We start from the raw sequence: 15,984 nt of genomic DNA, 5'->3' as shown, positions 1-15,984 counted from the left end.
AGGTTTGATTTTGACTGCTACCCTTGTTGTTTTCGATCTCGACGGCACGATGATCGACACTGCGCCCGATCTGATCGAAAGCCTCAACCACACCATCGCAGCACGCGATCTGGAACCTGTCAGTTTCGATGATCTGACGCATCTGGTCGGACAAGGAGCACGGGTCATGATCCGGCGTGCATTTGACCTGCGCGGATATCCGCTGTCGGATCAGGAAGTCGACCCGCTGTTTGATCGCTTCATCGATCACTACAAGGCGCATATGCCAGGACAAAGCAGGCCTTTCGCCGGTCTTGAGGCAAGCCTGGACCGGTTGGAACGTGATGGCTGCCGCGTTGCTGTCTGCACGAACAAGGCAGAACAGCTGGCAGTGCCCCTTCTGCGGAAGCTGGGCCTCGCGGACCGAATGGCAGTCATCACTGGGGGAGATACCTTTGCGTTCCGCAAACCGGATGGGCGGCATCTGCTCGAAACGATCAGACTGGCAGGCGGCGATCCTGCCAAAAGCCTACTGGTCGGCGACAGCGTCAACGACATCCAGGCGGCCCACAATGCCTCAGTCGCATCGCTTGGCGTAACATTCGGCTATTCCGATGTGCCGATCGCCGATCTGAACCCCACACGCATCATCAGCCATTTCGACGAACTGACCGTCGAGTTGGTGCAGGAAACGCTCGCCGCAAGCCATCGCGCCCCGTTCCCGGTCACCGCCTGAACGCAAGAGGCCAGCCTGAAAGGCTGGCCCCTATGCTTACATCAGCATTCGGAAATCAGGCGCCGCGCGCCTTGCTTGTGATTTCGAAGGCCTTTTCAACAGCAACATCACGCTTGTAGACATCATCGAAATACTCGATGTGACCGTCCTTGTTCGGCCATGCCGTGAAATAAGCCACATAGACCGGGAACTTCTGCGGAACCTGTATAGCCTGGTTCTTGCCCTGAGCGATCTTGCCGGCCAGGTCCTGTTCGGTAATGCCCAGCACGGCGGCAGCCATCTTGCGGGGCTCCGCCAAACGCACACACCCGTGGCTCAACGCGCGCATGTCACGCTGGAAGAAGCTCTTCTGCGGCGTGTCATGCATATAGATGGCGTGGGCGTTCGGGAACAGGATCTTCAACTCGCCCAGAGCATTGTCGCTCGATGGCGGCTGGCGCACGGAAATCGCCTGCGTGGATCCGCGCCAGTCGACGGCAGTGGATGAGACCGCCTTGCCAGAGACTTCCACCTGGTAGCCCATGCGGTCGAGATAGCTTGGATCCTGCCGAAGCTTCGGCAACATCTCATTGATGATGATCGACTGCGGGACGCCCCAATACGGATTGAGCTCGACCGTCTGGATTTCGTCCTGGAAGAAGAAGGTCTGATGGCTCGGCGAACCCACCACCACGCGCATGGAGAACTGCTCCTGCCCGTTCTGGTGATAGTAAACCCGGAATGCTGGCTGGTTGATGAAGACATAGCGGCTGCCGAGATCGTCCGGCAACCATTTGCTCTGCTCCATCGCCACGATCAGCTTCTCGATCTTGTCGTCGGAGGTATGGCCGGTCATGGCGCGCACTGTCGCCGGACCGATGACACCATCGGCCTTCAGGCCGATTTCCTTCTGGAAGCTCTTGACGACCTCCACCAGCTCCGGCGCGTAGGTCGGCGTATTCTGGTATGACGCAAAGACAGCGGAATGCTGCGTCTTCAAGGCATCAGAACCCTTGTGCTGGATAGCAGCAATCACCTTGGCCAGATCAGCATTGCTTTCACCCGGCTTCAGCTTCAGTGTTTCAGGCACCTGCACCGCTTGCGCTTCATTCCCGGCAGCGGCGCGCACCTTGGCAAGCTCCGCCTTCAGCGCCAGGAATTGCGCGCTCTTCGGCGCCATGCCGTCCAGATAGACGCTTGCATCTGCAGCACTCTGCAGCCCTGGCAGAATGGAGGAAAGGTTGACGTCGCGTCGCTTCAGGTCGTGATATTCCGAGATCCGGTTCGGGTCGATCCGGCCACGTGCCATATCCTGCGCAAACAGCACAGCCTTGGCAGACAGCGCCAGCTCGAACTGCATCAGTTCCTTCTGATGCTCATCTGGAGCCTGAGCGACAGCAGGCTTGACCGCCGTGGCAGCAGGACTCTCCGCAGCGGGAGTGGGTACGGAAGAAGCATCGGCCGATACAGGCGTAACCGCCGGTGCTTCAACAGGCTTCTGGGCATCGGACACGCTGGATGTCACGAAAGTCGGCACCGGAATGCGATAATCAGCCGGGTTCAGACCGTAATCGCCAGCCTTTTCCATCAACGCTATTACCGCACGGGCGCGTTCGCTCACATCTTCCTTGTCTACCCAGAGGAGAGCGGCGTTCTTGGCGTAGAAGGCTTCGACCGCGTTCGCGACATCACTCGGCGCGGAAACCTTTGCCTGCGCAAGGAAACGGCTGGCATCCGTGGCCGACGCAGTCGCGAAACCAGAGGTCTTCACGGCGCGGAAGGCGTCTGCCTTGTAGGTGAAATATTTCGGGGCCGAAACTTTCGGCAGTGGCTCCGGATCGCTGAGATCAATCGCACGCTGGCTGATGGGTGGCTGCACACTCGTCGGCACGCGACCTTCAACCTGCTCCTGAACGCTTTGGCGCTTCTCGCCGCGCAGCATGTCCATAAGGGTCAAGGCGTTGGCCGTACCTGCGCCGATGGCAGAAGAAGCAATGCCGGAAAGCAGGGCGATTGCGAGAGAAGTCTTTGTGTATGCGTGCGGCAACGTCATCCCCGTCACGTTGAGGGCCTTGAATCAGCGGGCCTTGTGAGCCTTTGCGCCTGAATAGCTGGTCGTGAGCGCTGTGAAAAGTAAACGAAAAGCGATGCCTGACCGGTGAAAGAGCGCTGATCCTGCTCGCGATCGTTGCCGGAACATTAAGAAATCATTGGTTAATTTTTTACTGATAACTTGCTTGAAGAGGCATCAAGACGGTTCACAGGCGCTTGATCGGGCTCAATATAAATCCTTGGCGTGTCATTAAAAACACGCGACTAACCCACAATTTAGCCTCTCCTCATCAACCTTCGCAGTGCTTGCAGTCGCAAAACAAACGTATAGTAATGCCCGCGCCCGACCTTGCATCGGAAACCGACACCGCATAGGTGCAGCCGAGCAAACCAGTTTACGTCCGTGTCACGCAGAGGCTTTAAGATGACTACGCGCACCGAAACCGATACATTTGGCCCGATTGAAGTTGCCAGCGACCGCTATTGGGGCGCTCAGGCGCAACGCTCGCTTGGAAACTTCAAGATCGGTTGGGAAAAGCAACCCCTCTCCGTCATCCGTGCGCTTGGTATCGTCAAGCAGGCTGCGGCGCGCGCCAACATGGCCCTCGGCGGCCTGGATGCGAAGATCGGCGAAACCATCATCGCCGCCGCGCAGGAAGTCATCGACGGCAAGCTGAATGATCACTTCCCGCTTGTCGTCTGGCAGACCGGCTCCGGCACGCAGTCGAACATGAATGCCAACGAGGTTATCTCGAACCGGGCAATCGAAATGCTCGGCGGCGTCATGGGCTCCAAGAAGCCTGTTCACCCGAACGATCATGTCAACATGAGCCAGTCGTCGAACGACACCTATCCGACGGCCATGCACATCGCCTGCGCAGAACAGATCGTTCGCCATCTCATTCCAAGCCTCAAGCACCTGCATGCGGCGCTGGATGCGAAGTCGAAAGCCTTCGCGCATATCATCAAGATCGGCCGCACGCACACGCAGGACGCAACGCCCCTGACGCTGGGTCAGGAGTTTGGCGGTTACACCGCGCAGGTGGCTTCCGCCATCAAGCGGATCGAAGTCTCCCTGTCGGGCCTCTATGAACTGGCGCAGGGCGGCACAGCCGTAGGCACGGGTCTCAATGCGCCGGTCGGCTTTGCTGAAAAGGTTGCCGAAGAAATCGCCGCGATCACCGGCCTGCCCTTCGTCACCGCGCCGAACAAGTTCGAGGCACTGGCGGCGCATGATGCCATGGTCTTCGCTCACGGCGCCATCAATGCCGCAGCCGCTGCTCTGTTCAAGATCGCAAATGACATCCGCTTCCTCGGCTCCGGCCCCCGTGCCGGCCTCGGTGAACTGGCCCTGCCGGAAAACGAGCCGGGCTCGTCCATCATGCCGGGCAAGGTCAACCCGACCCAGTCGGAAGCCTTGACGCAGGTCTGCGCGCATATCTTCGGCAATCAAGCGGCCATCACCTTCGCTGGCAGCCAGGGCCATTTCGAACTCAACGTGTTCAACCCCATGATGGCCTACAACTTCCTGCAGTCCGTCCAGCTTCTGGCAGATGCAGCGGTTTCCTTCACGGATAACTGCGTTGTCGGCATCGAGGCGCGCGAAGACAACATCAAGCGCGGCGTCGAAAACTCGCTGATGCTGGTCACGGCTCTGAACGGCAAGCTGGGCTATGATGCCTGCGCCAAGATCGCCAAGACCGCGCACAAGAACGGCACGACCCTGCGTGAAGAGGCAGTCGGCGGCGGATACCTCACGAACGAGGAATTCGACCAGTATGTCCGCCCTGAAAACATGATCGGACCAAAGTAAGAAGCTGTTCCCTGACGCATGTGACTGGATAGAATTTCTATTCTTCCCTTGCGTCAGGGATCTGCAGCATAAGGGTTGCGCTCATCACTGGACGAACAACCGCGCTGACACTTGACTATAATCAAGCCCGACTTCGCGGCCTCTCTGTAATTGTTTAATTGCAATGGTATTTTAGCGCGCTAGGCGCTCCGACATTAATGCTTTTCCAATAAATTGCGAATAACCATTACCATCAGTCTCAAATCGATGACCGGAGCAGAGCAATGACGACGGCAGCTGCGCAGAAGGCGCAAGCCGCCGATGTGGCCGGACAGATCATACACGCCATGCGTGTAATGAATGTCTCTCCCATCCCGCGGAACTACCAGCTCTTCTACGAGGCCTACATAGGTACGAACCCGGCGTTGACCCGGGAACTCTCGCTGCTGGGGAACCGGCCTCGCCAGGAAGAACTCGACGAGCTTGCCGCAACATTCATTGGAACCGGTCAGGCTTCGATGATGGAGAAAGCCCACGGCAGGCTGGTGGAAGAGCTCGATGCGCTGCTCAGCCTCTTGCGCCGGGAACAGACCTCGCTCGAAAGCTACAATCGTCTGCTGGATGAAACTGCCACGACCATCAACGCGAAGAACAATTTCTCCGCAGACCTGCTGCGCAACGCCATATCTCTCCTGAGCAAGGCGACCGGCGACACCCTTGCACAGGGTGAGAAAACGGTTGAAGGCGTGGTTCAACGCAGCCAGGAAGTGGATCAGGTTCGTAAGGAACTGGACGAGTACAAGCGCATTGCGAACACGGATTCGCTGACCCGTCTCTCGAACCGCCGCGCCTTCGACGAGAAGCTGGCGACGCTTTACGACGATAGCATGCAATTGCCCGTCACGGCGCTCGTGCTGGCCGATATCGACCATTTCAAGAAATTCAACGATGCCTACGGCCATCCGGTGGGTGACAAGATCCTTGCATCCGTTGCTGCCGTCCTCAGATCAAGCGTCCGCAAGGATGTTTTCGTAGCCCGAACCGGCGGCGAGGAATTCGCTCTGATCATCGAGGGCAATACGACCGAAGAAGTGATGGCCATCTGCGAGCGTCTGCGCAAGGCGCTCGAAACAAGGCCATTCCGCAATTCACGCACGGGCATGGATTATGGACCGATCACGATTTCGATCGGCGTTGCCATGGCATCGCAGGCCGATGACGCCGGTGATCTCTACGTCAAATCCGATACGGCTCTGTATTGCGCCAAGAATGCCGGCCGCAACCGCCTGATGCTCTTCGAGGACGGCATGCGCAAGGACTATGGCGGCAAGAGCTGGCTGATCTACAAGAAGTAATCCGGCATAGATCGCCTGCGCCGTAAGCGACCATCACCACATGGTCGCTTTTGCGCGTTCAGGCCATTCCCTGTCATAGGTCTGTTGATCGAAATCCGCCTTCGCTCCCTTCAGCATCTGCCCGGGAGTTGGCAGTGTCTGCGGGTCGGCAAATCTGTCCGGGTTCCAAAGCTCGGCACGCATGACTGCACGCGCGCACTGGAAATACACCTCCACGATGGTAACAATGGTGACACTGCGCGGATGATACCCATCCATCTCAAAGCTCTGCAGCAGTTCAGGCTCGATGGAAACCACAGCCCGACCGTTGATGCGCATCACGCTGGTGGATCCCGGAATGAGAAACATCAGCGCAACACGCGGGTCGCGAACTATATTCTCAAGCGAGTCGACACGATTATTGCCTCTCCAGTCCGGAAGCAGGATCGTTCGATTGTCCTGAATGCGGACAACGCCGCCTAGGTCTCCGCGCGGAGAGCAGTCCAATCCTTCCGGTGCGACAGTTGCCAGCGCGACGAAAGGTGATGCCTCGATCATCTGGCGATATTCCGGCGTCAGCGCCTGTGTCACTTTGACGAGAGACGCTTCGCTCGGGTTCTTGTAGATGTCCCGCAATTGCTCGACGGATGTGATGACGGTCATGTGTTCCTCCCGTTGCATCACTGGAGTAAATCACGCGATCCAGGGCTGCAAGCGCGTTCTTGTGCTCTACTCGCCGCGCAGCTCTCCCACTTCATCCGCCTCATGGGGTATGCGCGCCAGGCGCCTGTACTCCCAGATCGCAACCGCAAACAGAATGCAAACCGCAAGCGCAGCAGTCCAGAGAGTTACCCATCCCCGCGTGACAAGCAGAAGCGCAAGGAGAGCTGCAATACCGGCAATATGTGACCAGGGCAGATAACCGGTCGTCACGCGCTTGACCCACAGGTTCCCGGCCAGAAATACCATCGGGCCGCCACATATCACCAAGGCTCTGGCCAATCCTCCGGTTTCGACCGGATGCGCAATCAGGTGTTCGGCGGCAACGGCACAAAGGATGATACCGGCCACGACCGGGATATGAGCATAGGTGAAGACATGGAGCGCGACCTCACCCGGCTCGTCCGACTCCTCGATCTCCTGCGATGCCTTTTCGTGACCGAAGTGAAAATAGATCCACCACATGAGGCCGGTCGCCAGAAATGAACCTGCGAGAATGACAACGATCAGCGGAGATATGTCCTGATCCGAGAAACTGCGACCCGTTGCCAGGATCGACTCGCCAAGACAGATCATGACGAACAATCCGCAACGCTCGGCCATATGCTCGCCGGATATGTCCCAGTCTTCGGTTGTAGAGCGACCATAGCCGGGCACCACGAACCTGAGCTCGGGGGCTAGAAATTCCAGTAGCAGGGCGCCATACCAGATGATCAATCGCGCATGCGGATCGCTCAGCGCACCCCAGATCCAAAGAATGGCGGACAGTGCAAACCAGAGGGAAACCCGCACGAAGTTGCGGCGGACATTTTCCATGACGCCGTTGAAGGCATAGATTGCAAACAGTGACCGGCCCAGCTGCATGGCGACATAGGTCGCAGCAAACATCAGGCCCCGTTCCTCGAAAGCCTTGGGAATGGCCGAAGACATCAGCAGGCCGAGAAACATGAGGCCGAACAGCAGCGCCCGAACGGGCATGCGCTCCGGATCCAGCCTGTTCGTCACCCAGGCCGTATGAATCCAGACCCACCAGAGGGCAAGGGCGAAAACGCCGCCTTCTGTCAGTCCCGCCAGCGTAAAGTCTTCCACGATGAAATGGGAAAGCTGGATGAGTGCGAAGACGAAGACGAGGTCGAAGAAAAGTTCGGGAAACCCGACCGTGCGTTCACGCTGGTCGCCATCCTTGACCCAATGGTCGTCGGCTTTGGTGTCGGTGTGCGCCATGAAACGTAAGCATTCTATGAGAGGCCGGGAAACGCACGAGGCCGTGCGCCCGTCAAATCACTGGCGGCTTAAAAGTTCCATCAATATCGATCTGTCTACGTTCAAGTTAGCGCATGTCGCGCAAAAGTGTGCAGCGGTTTTGCGATAACGACGTGCGACAAAACAGAGAGTTAAAGCGTCAGGAGCGAATCTGAAAGATCGCGATACGCTTTAGCGCGCGATGCCGGGTGTGTCCCTGTTCATCCCCTTCGCGGCAAGCTCCCGTTCGTATTCCGCGAACAGATCCTGTCCCTTTTCACCCAGTTCTCGCAGGTATTTCCAAGTAAAGATGCCGCTGTCGTGGCCATCATCGAACGCGATCCGGATCGCATAATTACCGGCAGCAACAACGTTTCGAATGCCCACCAATCGCTTGCCCGGCACCGTTACCTTCTGCCCCGGTCCATGCCCCTGCACCTCCGCTGAGGGGGATAGAACCCGCATCATTTCTGCAGGTACGGCAAAAGCAGCTCCGTCGTCAAAGCTGATTGTCAGGCTGCGCTTGTCGGCTGCCACCTTGATTTCGGTGGGCCAGGAAGAGGCGCTTGCATCACTCATATCGTCTATTCCGCATCTTCTATGCTTGCTGGCCCGGATGTTGGTGACCATTCAAGCATCTTCTGTCAAAACCATTTCCATCCGCCTTGACGCATGTCGCAGCAAGTCCCATCTTCCGCGAAGGAGGACACGCGCCTTGAACAGTCTGGTCAATCCCAACGATACCCATACGCCATTGCGCACGAATGCGCATCCAATGATTGACCCATTCGGTCGCATGGTGAGCTATCTCCGTGTGTCCGTGACGGATCGGTGCGATTTCCGCTGCACCTATTGCATGGCGGAAAACATGACTTTCCTTCCGAAGAAGGATCTTCTGACGCTGGAGGAGTTGGACCGACTCTGTTCCGCCTTCATCGGCAAGGGCGTCCGCAAACTGCGCCTGACAGGCGGCGAACCGCTTGTGCGCAAGAACATCATGTACCTCGTCAGGGCGCTCGGTCGGCACATCGAAACCGGTGCGCTGGAGGAACTGACCCTGACGACAAACGGCTCGCAGCTAACGCGTTATGCCGAAGAGCTTTACGATTGCGGCGTCAGGCGCATCAACGTCTCCGTCGACACGCTGGATCCGGACAAGTTCAAGGCCGTCACACGCTGGGGTGACCTTCAGAAGGTTCTTGAAGGCATTGAAGCCGCTCGCAAGGCGGGCCTGAAGATAAAGCTCAACGCAGTGGCTCTGAAAGGTTTTAACGAGCACGAGATCCCGTCAATGCTGCGATTTGCGCATGAACGCGGCATGGATCTGACGGTCATCGAAACCATGCCGATGGGCGAGATCGAAGAGGATCGGACGGATCAATATCTGCCGCTCTCCCAGGTGCGAGCCTCGCTCGAGGAACAGTTCACCCTCTCGGATATCCCGTTCAAAACGGGCGGTCCGGCACGATATGTCACTGTTCAGGAAACGGGCGGCAAGCTTGGGTTCATCACTCCCATGACCCATAATTTCTGCGAAAGCTGCAACCGCGTCCGGCTCACCTGCACAGGAACGCTCTACATGTGTCTTGGCCAGAACGATGCGGCCGATCTCCGCACCGCTTTGCGGGCATCCCCGGATGACGCCTATCTTTCGGCGGCCATCGACGAGGCGATCTCACGCAAGCCGAAAGGCCACGACTTCATCATCGACCGGAACAACCGGCCTGCCGTCAGCCGGCATATGAGCGTCACAGGCGGATGATCCTTCAGGAGGCCCGTCTGATAGCCACCTGTGCCGGTTGCTGAATGACGAAGCCTGAAATCCGCTCATAGAGAGCGCGGGCTTCTTCCGCCAGGGATTGGGCGGCAGCACTGGCCTCTTCCACTGTTGCGGCATTTCGCTGTGTCGTCTGATCCAGAACATTCACCGCTGAACTGATCTCGGCGATACCGGTCGCCTGTTCGCGAGAGGCCTGAGAGATTGCCACGACGTTGATATCGACGTCCTTGACCTGTCGGACGATTTCGTCGAGCGCAGACCCTGTCTGGTTCACGAGTGAAACGCCCTCGGCAACCGCTGCACCGGACGAGGAAATCAGTCCCTTGATATCCTTGGCCGCGTTGGCAGATCGCTGTGCAAGTTCGCGAACCTCCTGGGCGACGACGGCAAATCCCTTCCCGGCTTCCCCGGCACGTGCGGCTTCAACGCCCGCGTTGAGGGCCAGAAGGTTCGTCTGGAAGGCGATGGAATCGATCACGCCGATGATATTGCTGATTTCACGGGAAGACGCTTCGATCTTTGCCATGGCCGCAGTCGCATTTTCGACAATGGCGCCCGATCTCTCTGCACCCCGGCGCGTCTCCTCCACCAGGCGCTGCGCTTCTGCGGCACGATGGGAGGCGTCTCGCACCGTCGTCGTCAATTGATCCAGCGCGGCAGCCGTTTCCTCCAAAGACGCCGACTGCGTTTCGGCGCTGCGCGCAATATCGTTCGAGACCGAATTGATTGTCTGCACGTTTCCGGTCAGGCCCTGAGCCGATGCTTTGATGCCTGACACCGTCTCACCGAGCGTCTGGAACGCCAGATTGAGATCAAGCCGAACCTGCTCCAGCGCCGGGTCCAGTCTGTCGTCAATCTGCGCGGTCAGATCCCCGTGGGCGAGCCTGCCGATAGCCGCGCCGATCCGTTCAACGGCACTCATGCGCGCCGTAATATCCGTCGCGACCTTGATGACCTTGTAGACCACGCCCTTCGAATTGAAGACGGGCGTGTAGGCAGCCTGAATCCATACCTTTCGTCCGCCCTTTCCGAAGCGAATGAAGTTATCGGCGACAAATTCCCCCCGTCTCAGCCGTTCCCAAAACGCGGCATACTCGGCACTGCGCACATAGTCTGGATCGCAGAACATGGAGTGATGCTGACCGACGATCTCGCTGAGTTGATACCCCATCGCACCGAGAAAGTTCTCGTTCGCCTTCACCACTCTGCCGTCGCGTTCGAATTCGATGATCGCCTGGCTCTGGTCAATCGCAATCAGACGATTCTCGTCATCCTGAGCGGCAAGCTTGCTGGCTGTAATGTCACTCGCAATCTTCAGGATCCGCACGACCCTGCCATTTTGCATGACGGGATTATAGGACGCCTCGATCCAGAGATCGTTCCCCGCCTTCGTCTGGCGAAGGAATTGGCCGTGCTGAAATTTACCTGCGGAAAGGTCGGCCCAGAACCTGCGATATTCTTCCGAAGAACGGAGAGCCTCGGTACAGAAGAGCCGGTGATGCTGGCCAATGATCTCGCCGATCTCATACCCCAACGCCTTGCAGAAATTCTCATTGGCATGGAGAATCCTGCCCGACGGATCAAACCAGATCATCGCCTGAGAGCGAGAGATCGCCGCCATCTCATTGGCAAGGCGGGATGCACTGAACAGGTGACGAATGGCCATGTGTTTAAAATCCGAGCGAGTAACAACTTGCGGATTACAACTCATCAGCATTTAATTAATTGCTAAATATCAAGGACCACTTCCACTGGTTGAGAATTTGTGTTGTGACGGCATCGAAGTTTAGCGGATGCGTTGCCAGGATGCCCGAAGTCAATTTTCAGACCCGCAGTTGCGCCCGATGTACGCTGTGCTGCCGCCTTCCGGATATCGATGAACTCGACAAGCCGGCCAACGTCAATTGCGTCCACTGCGTCGAAGGCTTCGGCTGTCGTACCTATGAAAAGCGCCCCCACACCTGCCGGCAATTCCAATGCGACTGGTTGACTGATCCGGCTCTGGATGACGCGTGGAACCCGCTCGACTGTTACATGATGGTCTATCGTCAGGGGGCCCAGAGAACTGTCCTTGTCGATCCGAGCCTTGGCAAAGCCTGGCAACAGGGTCACTACGCCTCAATGCTCAAGGACCTCGCACGCCAAAGCGAGGCTGAAGGCGGATACCTCATCCTGTTTGCGGGGGATGAAGTTCGCCGTATTCGGCCAATCTGAGCGAAACGCAAGCCCCCGAAGTTCGGCGCAAGCTAAAGGGCCGCACGATGAAGCGCGACCCTTCGAATGTTTGCACGAGGCGATGCTGATCAGGCAGCCCAGCCACGCCGCGCTTGGCCGCCACCGGCATCTCCAACGCGGAAGTGCTCGATCTTTTCGGCAAGCGCCACCGCACGGCCTCTCAGTCCGTGGATTTCGGCATTGTTTTCCTCCACCATCGCCGCGTTGCGCTGCGTGATGAGCTCGACCTCGCCAAGCGCCTGGCTCACCTCGCCGATACCCACCGACTGCTCGCGCGTCGCTGACGAAATATCGGCCACCAGCTTCTGGACTGTGCTGACATGGGAGATGATCTGGCTCAGAGCCTCACCGGTCTGTTCCACCAGTTGAACGCCGTTGGATACCTGATGCGCACTCTGGGAAATGAGCCCCTTGATCTCCTTGGCAGCATTCGCGCAGCGTTGCGCCAGCTCGCGCACTTCCTGTGCCACCACCGCAAAGCCGCGGCCTGCCTCGCCTGCACGCGCCGCTTCGACGCCTGCGTTCAATGCGAGAAGGTTCGTCTGGAACGCGATCTCGTCGATCACACCGATGATCGTGCTGATCTTTTCGGAAGACCGGCTGATTTCACCCATGGCAGTGATGGCGTTGGTTACGACCTGACCGGACTGCACCGCGAAGGCTTCCGTCTGGTTGACTGATTCCGACGTGCGCTGAGCGCTGCCTGCCGTCGATTTGACGATATCGCTGAGTTGTCTCAGGGCACGCGTGGACTGTTCCAGTGCCGCCGCCTGCTGTTCGGTGCGCCGTGCCAGGTCATCCGCAGAACTGGAGAGGTTGCTGGAGCCGCTGTTGATGTCGGCTGCGACCGATCGAACGTCTGCGAGTGTTGCTGAAAGCGTGCGGACAGCCACGTTATAGGTACGGGCCATATCGACGAAATCGGCTGGCAGGTTTTCGTTCATCTCGACCTGCAGGTTGCCTTCAGCAAGTTGATGCAGAACGTCGGAGAGGGCCGAAAGCGCCATGCGTTGCTCGTTCGAGACCTTGGCACGCTCTGCGGCGCGACGTTCGGCTTCAGCAGTCGTGGCGTCACGCGCAGCAGAGGCTTCCTGCTCGAGCCGGATGTTTTCCAGCGCCGCATCGCGGAAGACGGTGACGGAACGAACCATGTCGCCGATTTCATCGCCGCGTTCACGTCCCTCGATACGGACCTCCAGATCGCCGCTTGCGAGACGGGTCATGATTTCGGTAACGCGGCGCAGCGGCGCCCGCAGCGTTTCAACCAGCATCAGAGCGCCGATGATGGCCAGCAGGGTGCCGATGACCGTTGCGGCGATCGAAAGGTTGGCGGAGCGTTCGCTATCCTGCTTGCCAGCCTCCTGAGCCTGGGCCACGAAATTCTTGAGGCCAGCCATGCCGTCCAGCAACTGCTTCTCGGTCGTCACGCGTGCGGCTTTCCACTGCCCCGCCAGCTCCAGCATCGTCGCGGATTGCTTTTCGACAGTGTCAAGAATCGGTGTAACCTGAGATGCGAAGTCCCGCATCGTCGGGTTCTTCTTGCCAAGGTCGGAAACCTTTTCGCTGGCTGCACGAAGCGCACGGATGTCGGACAGAAGTTCCTCGCGGGCACTGTTTGTCAAAGCCACCCGCAAACGTTCAGTATGCAGCTGCAGCATGTCGTTCAGGCGCAACGATTCGGTCAACTGCTCGACCAGCGCACGGTTGATCTGCAGATCGTCTTCCAGTGTCGCGAACCGGTCCGCTGCCGTATTCGTGTTCTGGTTCGCCGTCATCAGATAGGTATCGCGAACCGGCTGGAGAGCAGCCATCGCGTCACGAATGGCGCTCGCCTTGTCGGCAGCAGGCTGGTCGCTCTTGGCAATCGTCTCGATGGCGGTCAGCTTGTCCTTCAGCGTCGAGAGCGAACTCAATGCCTTCGTGGTGGCCTTTGCCTCAAGCTTCGGCAAATCCTTTCGAAGAACGCCGATATAGGTCACCGCGGCACGCGGCAGAGCCTCGTCATTCGTGATGTTCTTCACCGCATCGAACAGGCTATCCATGCGGGCCGCTGTTGTTCTCAGCGCATAGGCATCGAAAAGCGCGCCCTTCGCAAACTTCTCCTTGCTTTCGCCTTCCTTCCGCACGGTCTCGAACTGCGCGCTGACAGCACCGGCAAGCGCGCGGATTTCGTCCACGCTGGCCTCCATGGTCTGTTCGGTGCGGGTCGTCTTGCGCTCGATTTCCCAAAGCCCGGCAGTAGACTGCTTGAGCGCCGGCGCGGTCTGCTGGACAACAGAAAGACGCTGCCGATCCTCAGGCGTAACCACCAGCCCTTCCAGAATGGAGATTCCCTTCTCCTGCTCGGCAATCGCATCGTTCAATGCCTTGAGGCTTGCGCTACTTGGCTGAGCAAGAAACCCGAGAAGGGAAGCCTGCAGTCGCTCGAAATCGCCAATGTTCTCGATGGTGGCGCGTGTCACGGTCATGTGCCCGTTGAGCATGCGCGCGGTGTAGAAACCAGCGAGCCCCACGCCTGCGATCAACAGGATAAGGGGAACGACAAACAGCAAAACCTTCGTGACGATACGGCGGCTTTGTAACAAACGATCCAGGAACGACATTGCACCTCCTCGTGCAACTTCGGCGCGTCCATTCATGGGCGGCGGTACACGGCCATCCCTCATCATGCGGGAGCTTGAAACGAAGCTTTGCCAACTAGCTATTGAGCAATCGTTAATTCAGAACTCTACCAATTGACATGGATTTACAATCGAAAATTGAAACCTATGCCATCGAATTCGATCTAGAAGTATAAACTGCAGTAAATAATAATATGAGGACAATCAATTCAGATGAATTTCGAAATATGCAACATTAATTCAACAATTTATTTTTAAAACTGTTCCCATGTCATGTTTTTGACCGACATTACAAGCAATTTGGATTTCCGGGATGAGACAATGCGCGCAAACCATGGCCCTTGTCTCGGAACGCAAGACCGTTTTTCTGACGCGCGTTTTCCACCGTACAAGGGGTCCCGAAGATGGCTTGATCAACACGGATACTCTAAAGGCTTGCTTTTCCACTCATCCCCGCCAAGTGTTGAAGCGTCTGCCGGAACAGCGCGCCAATCCTGGCATGCTGTTCGATGAAATCGTCTTTTCATAACCAAACAACTGGTGCGTGCCGCTGTGATCGACTACAGCGAAATCGCTAATATATGCCTGAGGGAATCGAGAATGCCGTTATCATCGAATTCGCGTGGCGCCCTGATGATGACGATTGCCATGGGAGCCTTCACCACCAATGATGCGCTCATCAAATCGATCACGCATGACCTGAACATTGCGCAGATCATCTTTCTGCGCGGCATCGCGACAGCCATCATTCTCGCCGTCATGGCCTGGTCCTACGGAATCCTCGGGCAGTTCCGATTGATGTTCAATAAGGCCGTCATCCTCAGATCCGGCTTCGAGATCGGTGCGACCATTACCTATATCAGCGCCCTTTCGCACATCGATCTGTCTGTCGCCGCGACAATATTGCTCTCTCTGCCGCTTGCCGTGACCTTCGGAGCCTGGGCCTTCTTCAAGGAACCGGTCGGATGGAGGCGCTGGCTGGCCATCATCGTCGGCTTCGTCGGTGTCATCATCATCCTGAAGCCGAGCCCGGAAGCTTTCGTGCCCGCATCTCTGTTGGCGGTCATCACGGTCTTCTTCACAGCCGGCCGCGACCTGACCACGCGGCGGATCAACTCAGCCATCCCGACCCTGCTCGTCTCGCTTTTTGCCGGCCTGACCAACACGGTCTTCGGCGCGGTTCTCATTGTTCCCATGGGCGGCTGGATGCCCGTGAGCGGTCACTCCGTGCTCATCATCGTCGTGGCCGCCTGTTTCATTATTGCGGGCTATCTGTCGATCATCAGTGCCATGCGAACGGGAGACATCTCCTTCATCGCGCCGTTTCGCTACACGAGCCTCATCTTCTCGCTGAGCCTTGGCTATTATCTGTTTCAGGAGCGACCGGACGGCTACATGACACTGGGCGCCAGTCTCATTGTTGCATCGGGTCTTTATGCCTTCTACCGTGAGAAACAGCGCACACGGGAAACGCCCGCTGCCAAGAGTACGCAGACACCCAATTGAGAACGCAA

The 15,984-nt window shown here is 57.7% G+C and carries 12 protein-coding genes; 6 read left to right on the top strand and 6 right to left on the bottom strand.

The genetic code is table 11. The annotated features are described in order from the left end of the window. Positions 1-10: 10 nt before the first annotated feature. On the top strand, positions 11-715 hold the full coding sequence (gph, locus tag ASD54_RS09220; RefSeq protein WP_280139173.1) for a phosphoglycolate phosphatase: 705 nt from the start codon (positions 11-13) through the stop codon (positions 713-715). Between the two features lie 55 nt (positions 716-770). On the opposite strand, the gene ASD54_RS09215 is transcribed toward gph, so the two are convergent. Beyond that, positions 771-2,747, bottom strand: a complete 1,977-nt coding sequence (locus tag ASD54_RS09215) for a L,D-transpeptidase family protein (protein WP_062554282.1) — start codon at positions 2,745-2,747, stop codon at positions 771-773. Between the two features lie 423 nt (positions 2,748-3,170). On the opposite strand from ASD54_RS09215, the gene fumC reads away from it, so the two are divergent. Both fumC and ASD54_RS09205 read left to right on the top strand, forming a co-directional pair. Further along, the gene (gene fumC / locus ASD54_RS09210; protein ID WP_062554281.1) at positions 3,171-4,559 is read left to right on the top strand and encodes a class II fumarate hydratase; all 1,389 of its coding nucleotides are present in this window, start codon (positions 3,171-3,173) and stop codon (positions 4,557-4,559) included. A gap of 263 nt (positions 4,560-4,822) precedes the next feature. Continuing rightward, positions 4,823-5,893 (top strand): GGDEF domain-containing protein, encoded by a 1,071-nt coding sequence (locus ASD54_RS09205; protein ID WP_062554280.1) that lies wholly within the window; start codon positions 4,823-4,825, stop codon positions 5,891-5,893. Positions 5,894-5,926: 33 nt separating this feature from the next. Here ASD54_RS09205 and ASD54_RS09200 read toward each other — a convergent pair whose 3' ends face one another. The 3 genes from ASD54_RS09200 to ASD54_RS09190 all read right to left on the bottom strand — a co-directional run bounded on the left by ASD54_RS09200 (position 5,927) and on the right by ASD54_RS09190 (position 8,413). Continuing rightward, positions 5,927-6,535, bottom strand: coding sequence for a pyridoxamine 5'-phosphate oxidase family protein (locus tag ASD54_RS09200; protein WP_062554279.1), 609 nt, complete (start codon positions 6,533-6,535; stop codon positions 5,927-5,929). 66 nt (positions 6,536-6,601) lie between these two features. Continuing rightward, positions 6,602-7,816 (bottom strand): low temperature requirement protein A, encoded by a 1,215-nt coding sequence (locus ASD54_RS09195; RefSeq protein ID WP_062554278.1) that lies wholly within the window; start codon positions 7,814-7,816, stop codon positions 6,602-6,604. Positions 7,817-8,026: 210 nt separating this feature from the next. After that, a complete protein-coding gene (locus ASD54_RS09190) occupies positions 8,027-8,413 on the bottom strand; it encodes a DUF971 domain-containing protein (RefSeq protein WP_062554277.1) in 387 nt (128 codons plus the stop codon). A gap of 196 nt (positions 8,414-8,609) precedes the next feature. On the opposite strand from ASD54_RS09190, the gene moaA reads away from it, so the two are divergent. Continuing rightward, on the top strand, positions 8,610-9,596 hold the full coding sequence (gene moaA / locus ASD54_RS09185) for a GTP 3',8-cyclase MoaA (protein WP_062554774.1): 987 nt from the start codon (positions 8,610-8,612) through the stop codon (positions 9,594-9,596). A gap of 4 nt (positions 9,597-9,600) precedes the next feature. On the opposite strand, the gene ASD54_RS09180 is transcribed toward moaA, so the two are convergent. After that, positions 9,601-11,280, bottom strand: coding sequence for a PAS domain-containing methyl-accepting chemotaxis protein (locus ASD54_RS09180; RefSeq protein ID WP_062554276.1), 1,680 nt, complete (start codon positions 11,278-11,280; stop codon positions 9,601-9,603). A 140-nt stretch (positions 11,281-11,420) separates the two neighbouring features. Here ASD54_RS09180 and ASD54_RS09175 point away from each other — a divergent pair, with 140 nt between their 5' ends. Continuing rightward, positions 11,421-11,828, top strand: a complete 408-nt coding sequence (locus ASD54_RS09175; protein ID WP_062554275.1) for a hypothetical protein — start codon at positions 11,421-11,423, stop codon at positions 11,826-11,828. Between the two features lie 89 nt (positions 11,829-11,917). Here ASD54_RS09175 and ASD54_RS09170 read toward each other — a convergent pair whose 3' ends face one another. After that, on the bottom strand, positions 11,918-14,452 hold the full coding sequence (locus ASD54_RS09170; RefSeq protein ID WP_062554274.1) for a methyl-accepting chemotaxis protein: 2,535 nt from the start codon (positions 14,450-14,452) through the stop codon (positions 11,918-11,920). A gap of 618 nt (positions 14,453-15,070) precedes the next feature. Between ASD54_RS09170 and ASD54_RS09160 the strand changes: the two genes are divergently transcribed. Then, a complete protein-coding gene (locus ASD54_RS09160) occupies positions 15,071-15,976 on the top strand; it encodes a DMT family transporter (RefSeq protein ID WP_062554272.1) in 906 nt (301 codons plus the stop codon). The last annotated feature ends 8 nt before the right edge of the window (positions 15,977-15,984 follow it).

The organism is Rhizobium sp. Root149 (assembly GCF_001427345.1).
Classification (GTDB): domain Bacteria; phylum Pseudomonadota; class Alphaproteobacteria; order Rhizobiales; family Rhizobiaceae; genus Neorhizobium; species Neorhizobium rhizoryzae.
Note: the sequence above shows the minus strand (reverse complement) of the source record. Positions and strands in the feature narration are given on the sequence as shown.

Coding starts and splice junctions, on each gene's coding strand:
- ASD54_RS09170 (WP_062554274.1), bottom strand. CDS start 14,452: ATGTCGTTCCTGGATCGTTTGTTACAAAGCCGCCGTATCGTCACGAAG.
- ASD54_RS09215 (WP_062554282.1), bottom strand. CDS start 2,747: ATGACGTTGCCGCACGCATACACAAAGACTTCTCTCGCAATCGCCCTG.
- fumC (WP_062554281.1), top strand. CDS start 3,171: ATGACTACGCGCACCGAAACCGATACATTTGGCCCGATTGAAGTTGCC.
- ASD54_RS09190 (WP_062554277.1), bottom strand. CDS start 8,413: ATGAGTGATGCAAGCGCCTCTTCCTGGCCCACCGAAATCAAGGTGGCA.
- ASD54_RS09200 (WP_062554279.1), bottom strand. CDS start 6,535: ATGACCGTCATCACATCCGTCGAGCAATTGCGGGACATCTACAAGAAC.
- ASD54_RS09175 (WP_062554275.1), top strand. CDS start 11,421: ATGCCCGAAGTCAATTTTCAGACCCGCAGTTGCGCCCGATGTACGCTG.
- ASD54_RS09205 (WP_062554280.1), top strand. CDS start 4,823: ATGACGACGGCAGCTGCGCAGAAGGCGCAAGCCGCCGATGTGGCCGGA.
- ASD54_RS09160 (WP_062554272.1), top strand. CDS start 15,071: ATGCCGTTATCATCGAATTCGCGTGGCGCCCTGATGATGACGATTGCC.
- moaA (WP_062554774.1), top strand. CDS start 8,610: ATGATTGACCCATTCGGTCGCATGGTGAGCTATCTCCGTGTGTCCGTG.
- ASD54_RS09195 (WP_062554278.1), bottom strand. CDS start 7,816: ATGGCGCACACCGACACCAAAGCCGACGACCATTGGGTCAAGGATGGC.
- ASD54_RS09180 (WP_062554276.1), bottom strand. CDS start 11,280: ATGGCCATTCGTCACCTGTTCAGTGCATCCCGCCTTGCCAATGAGATG.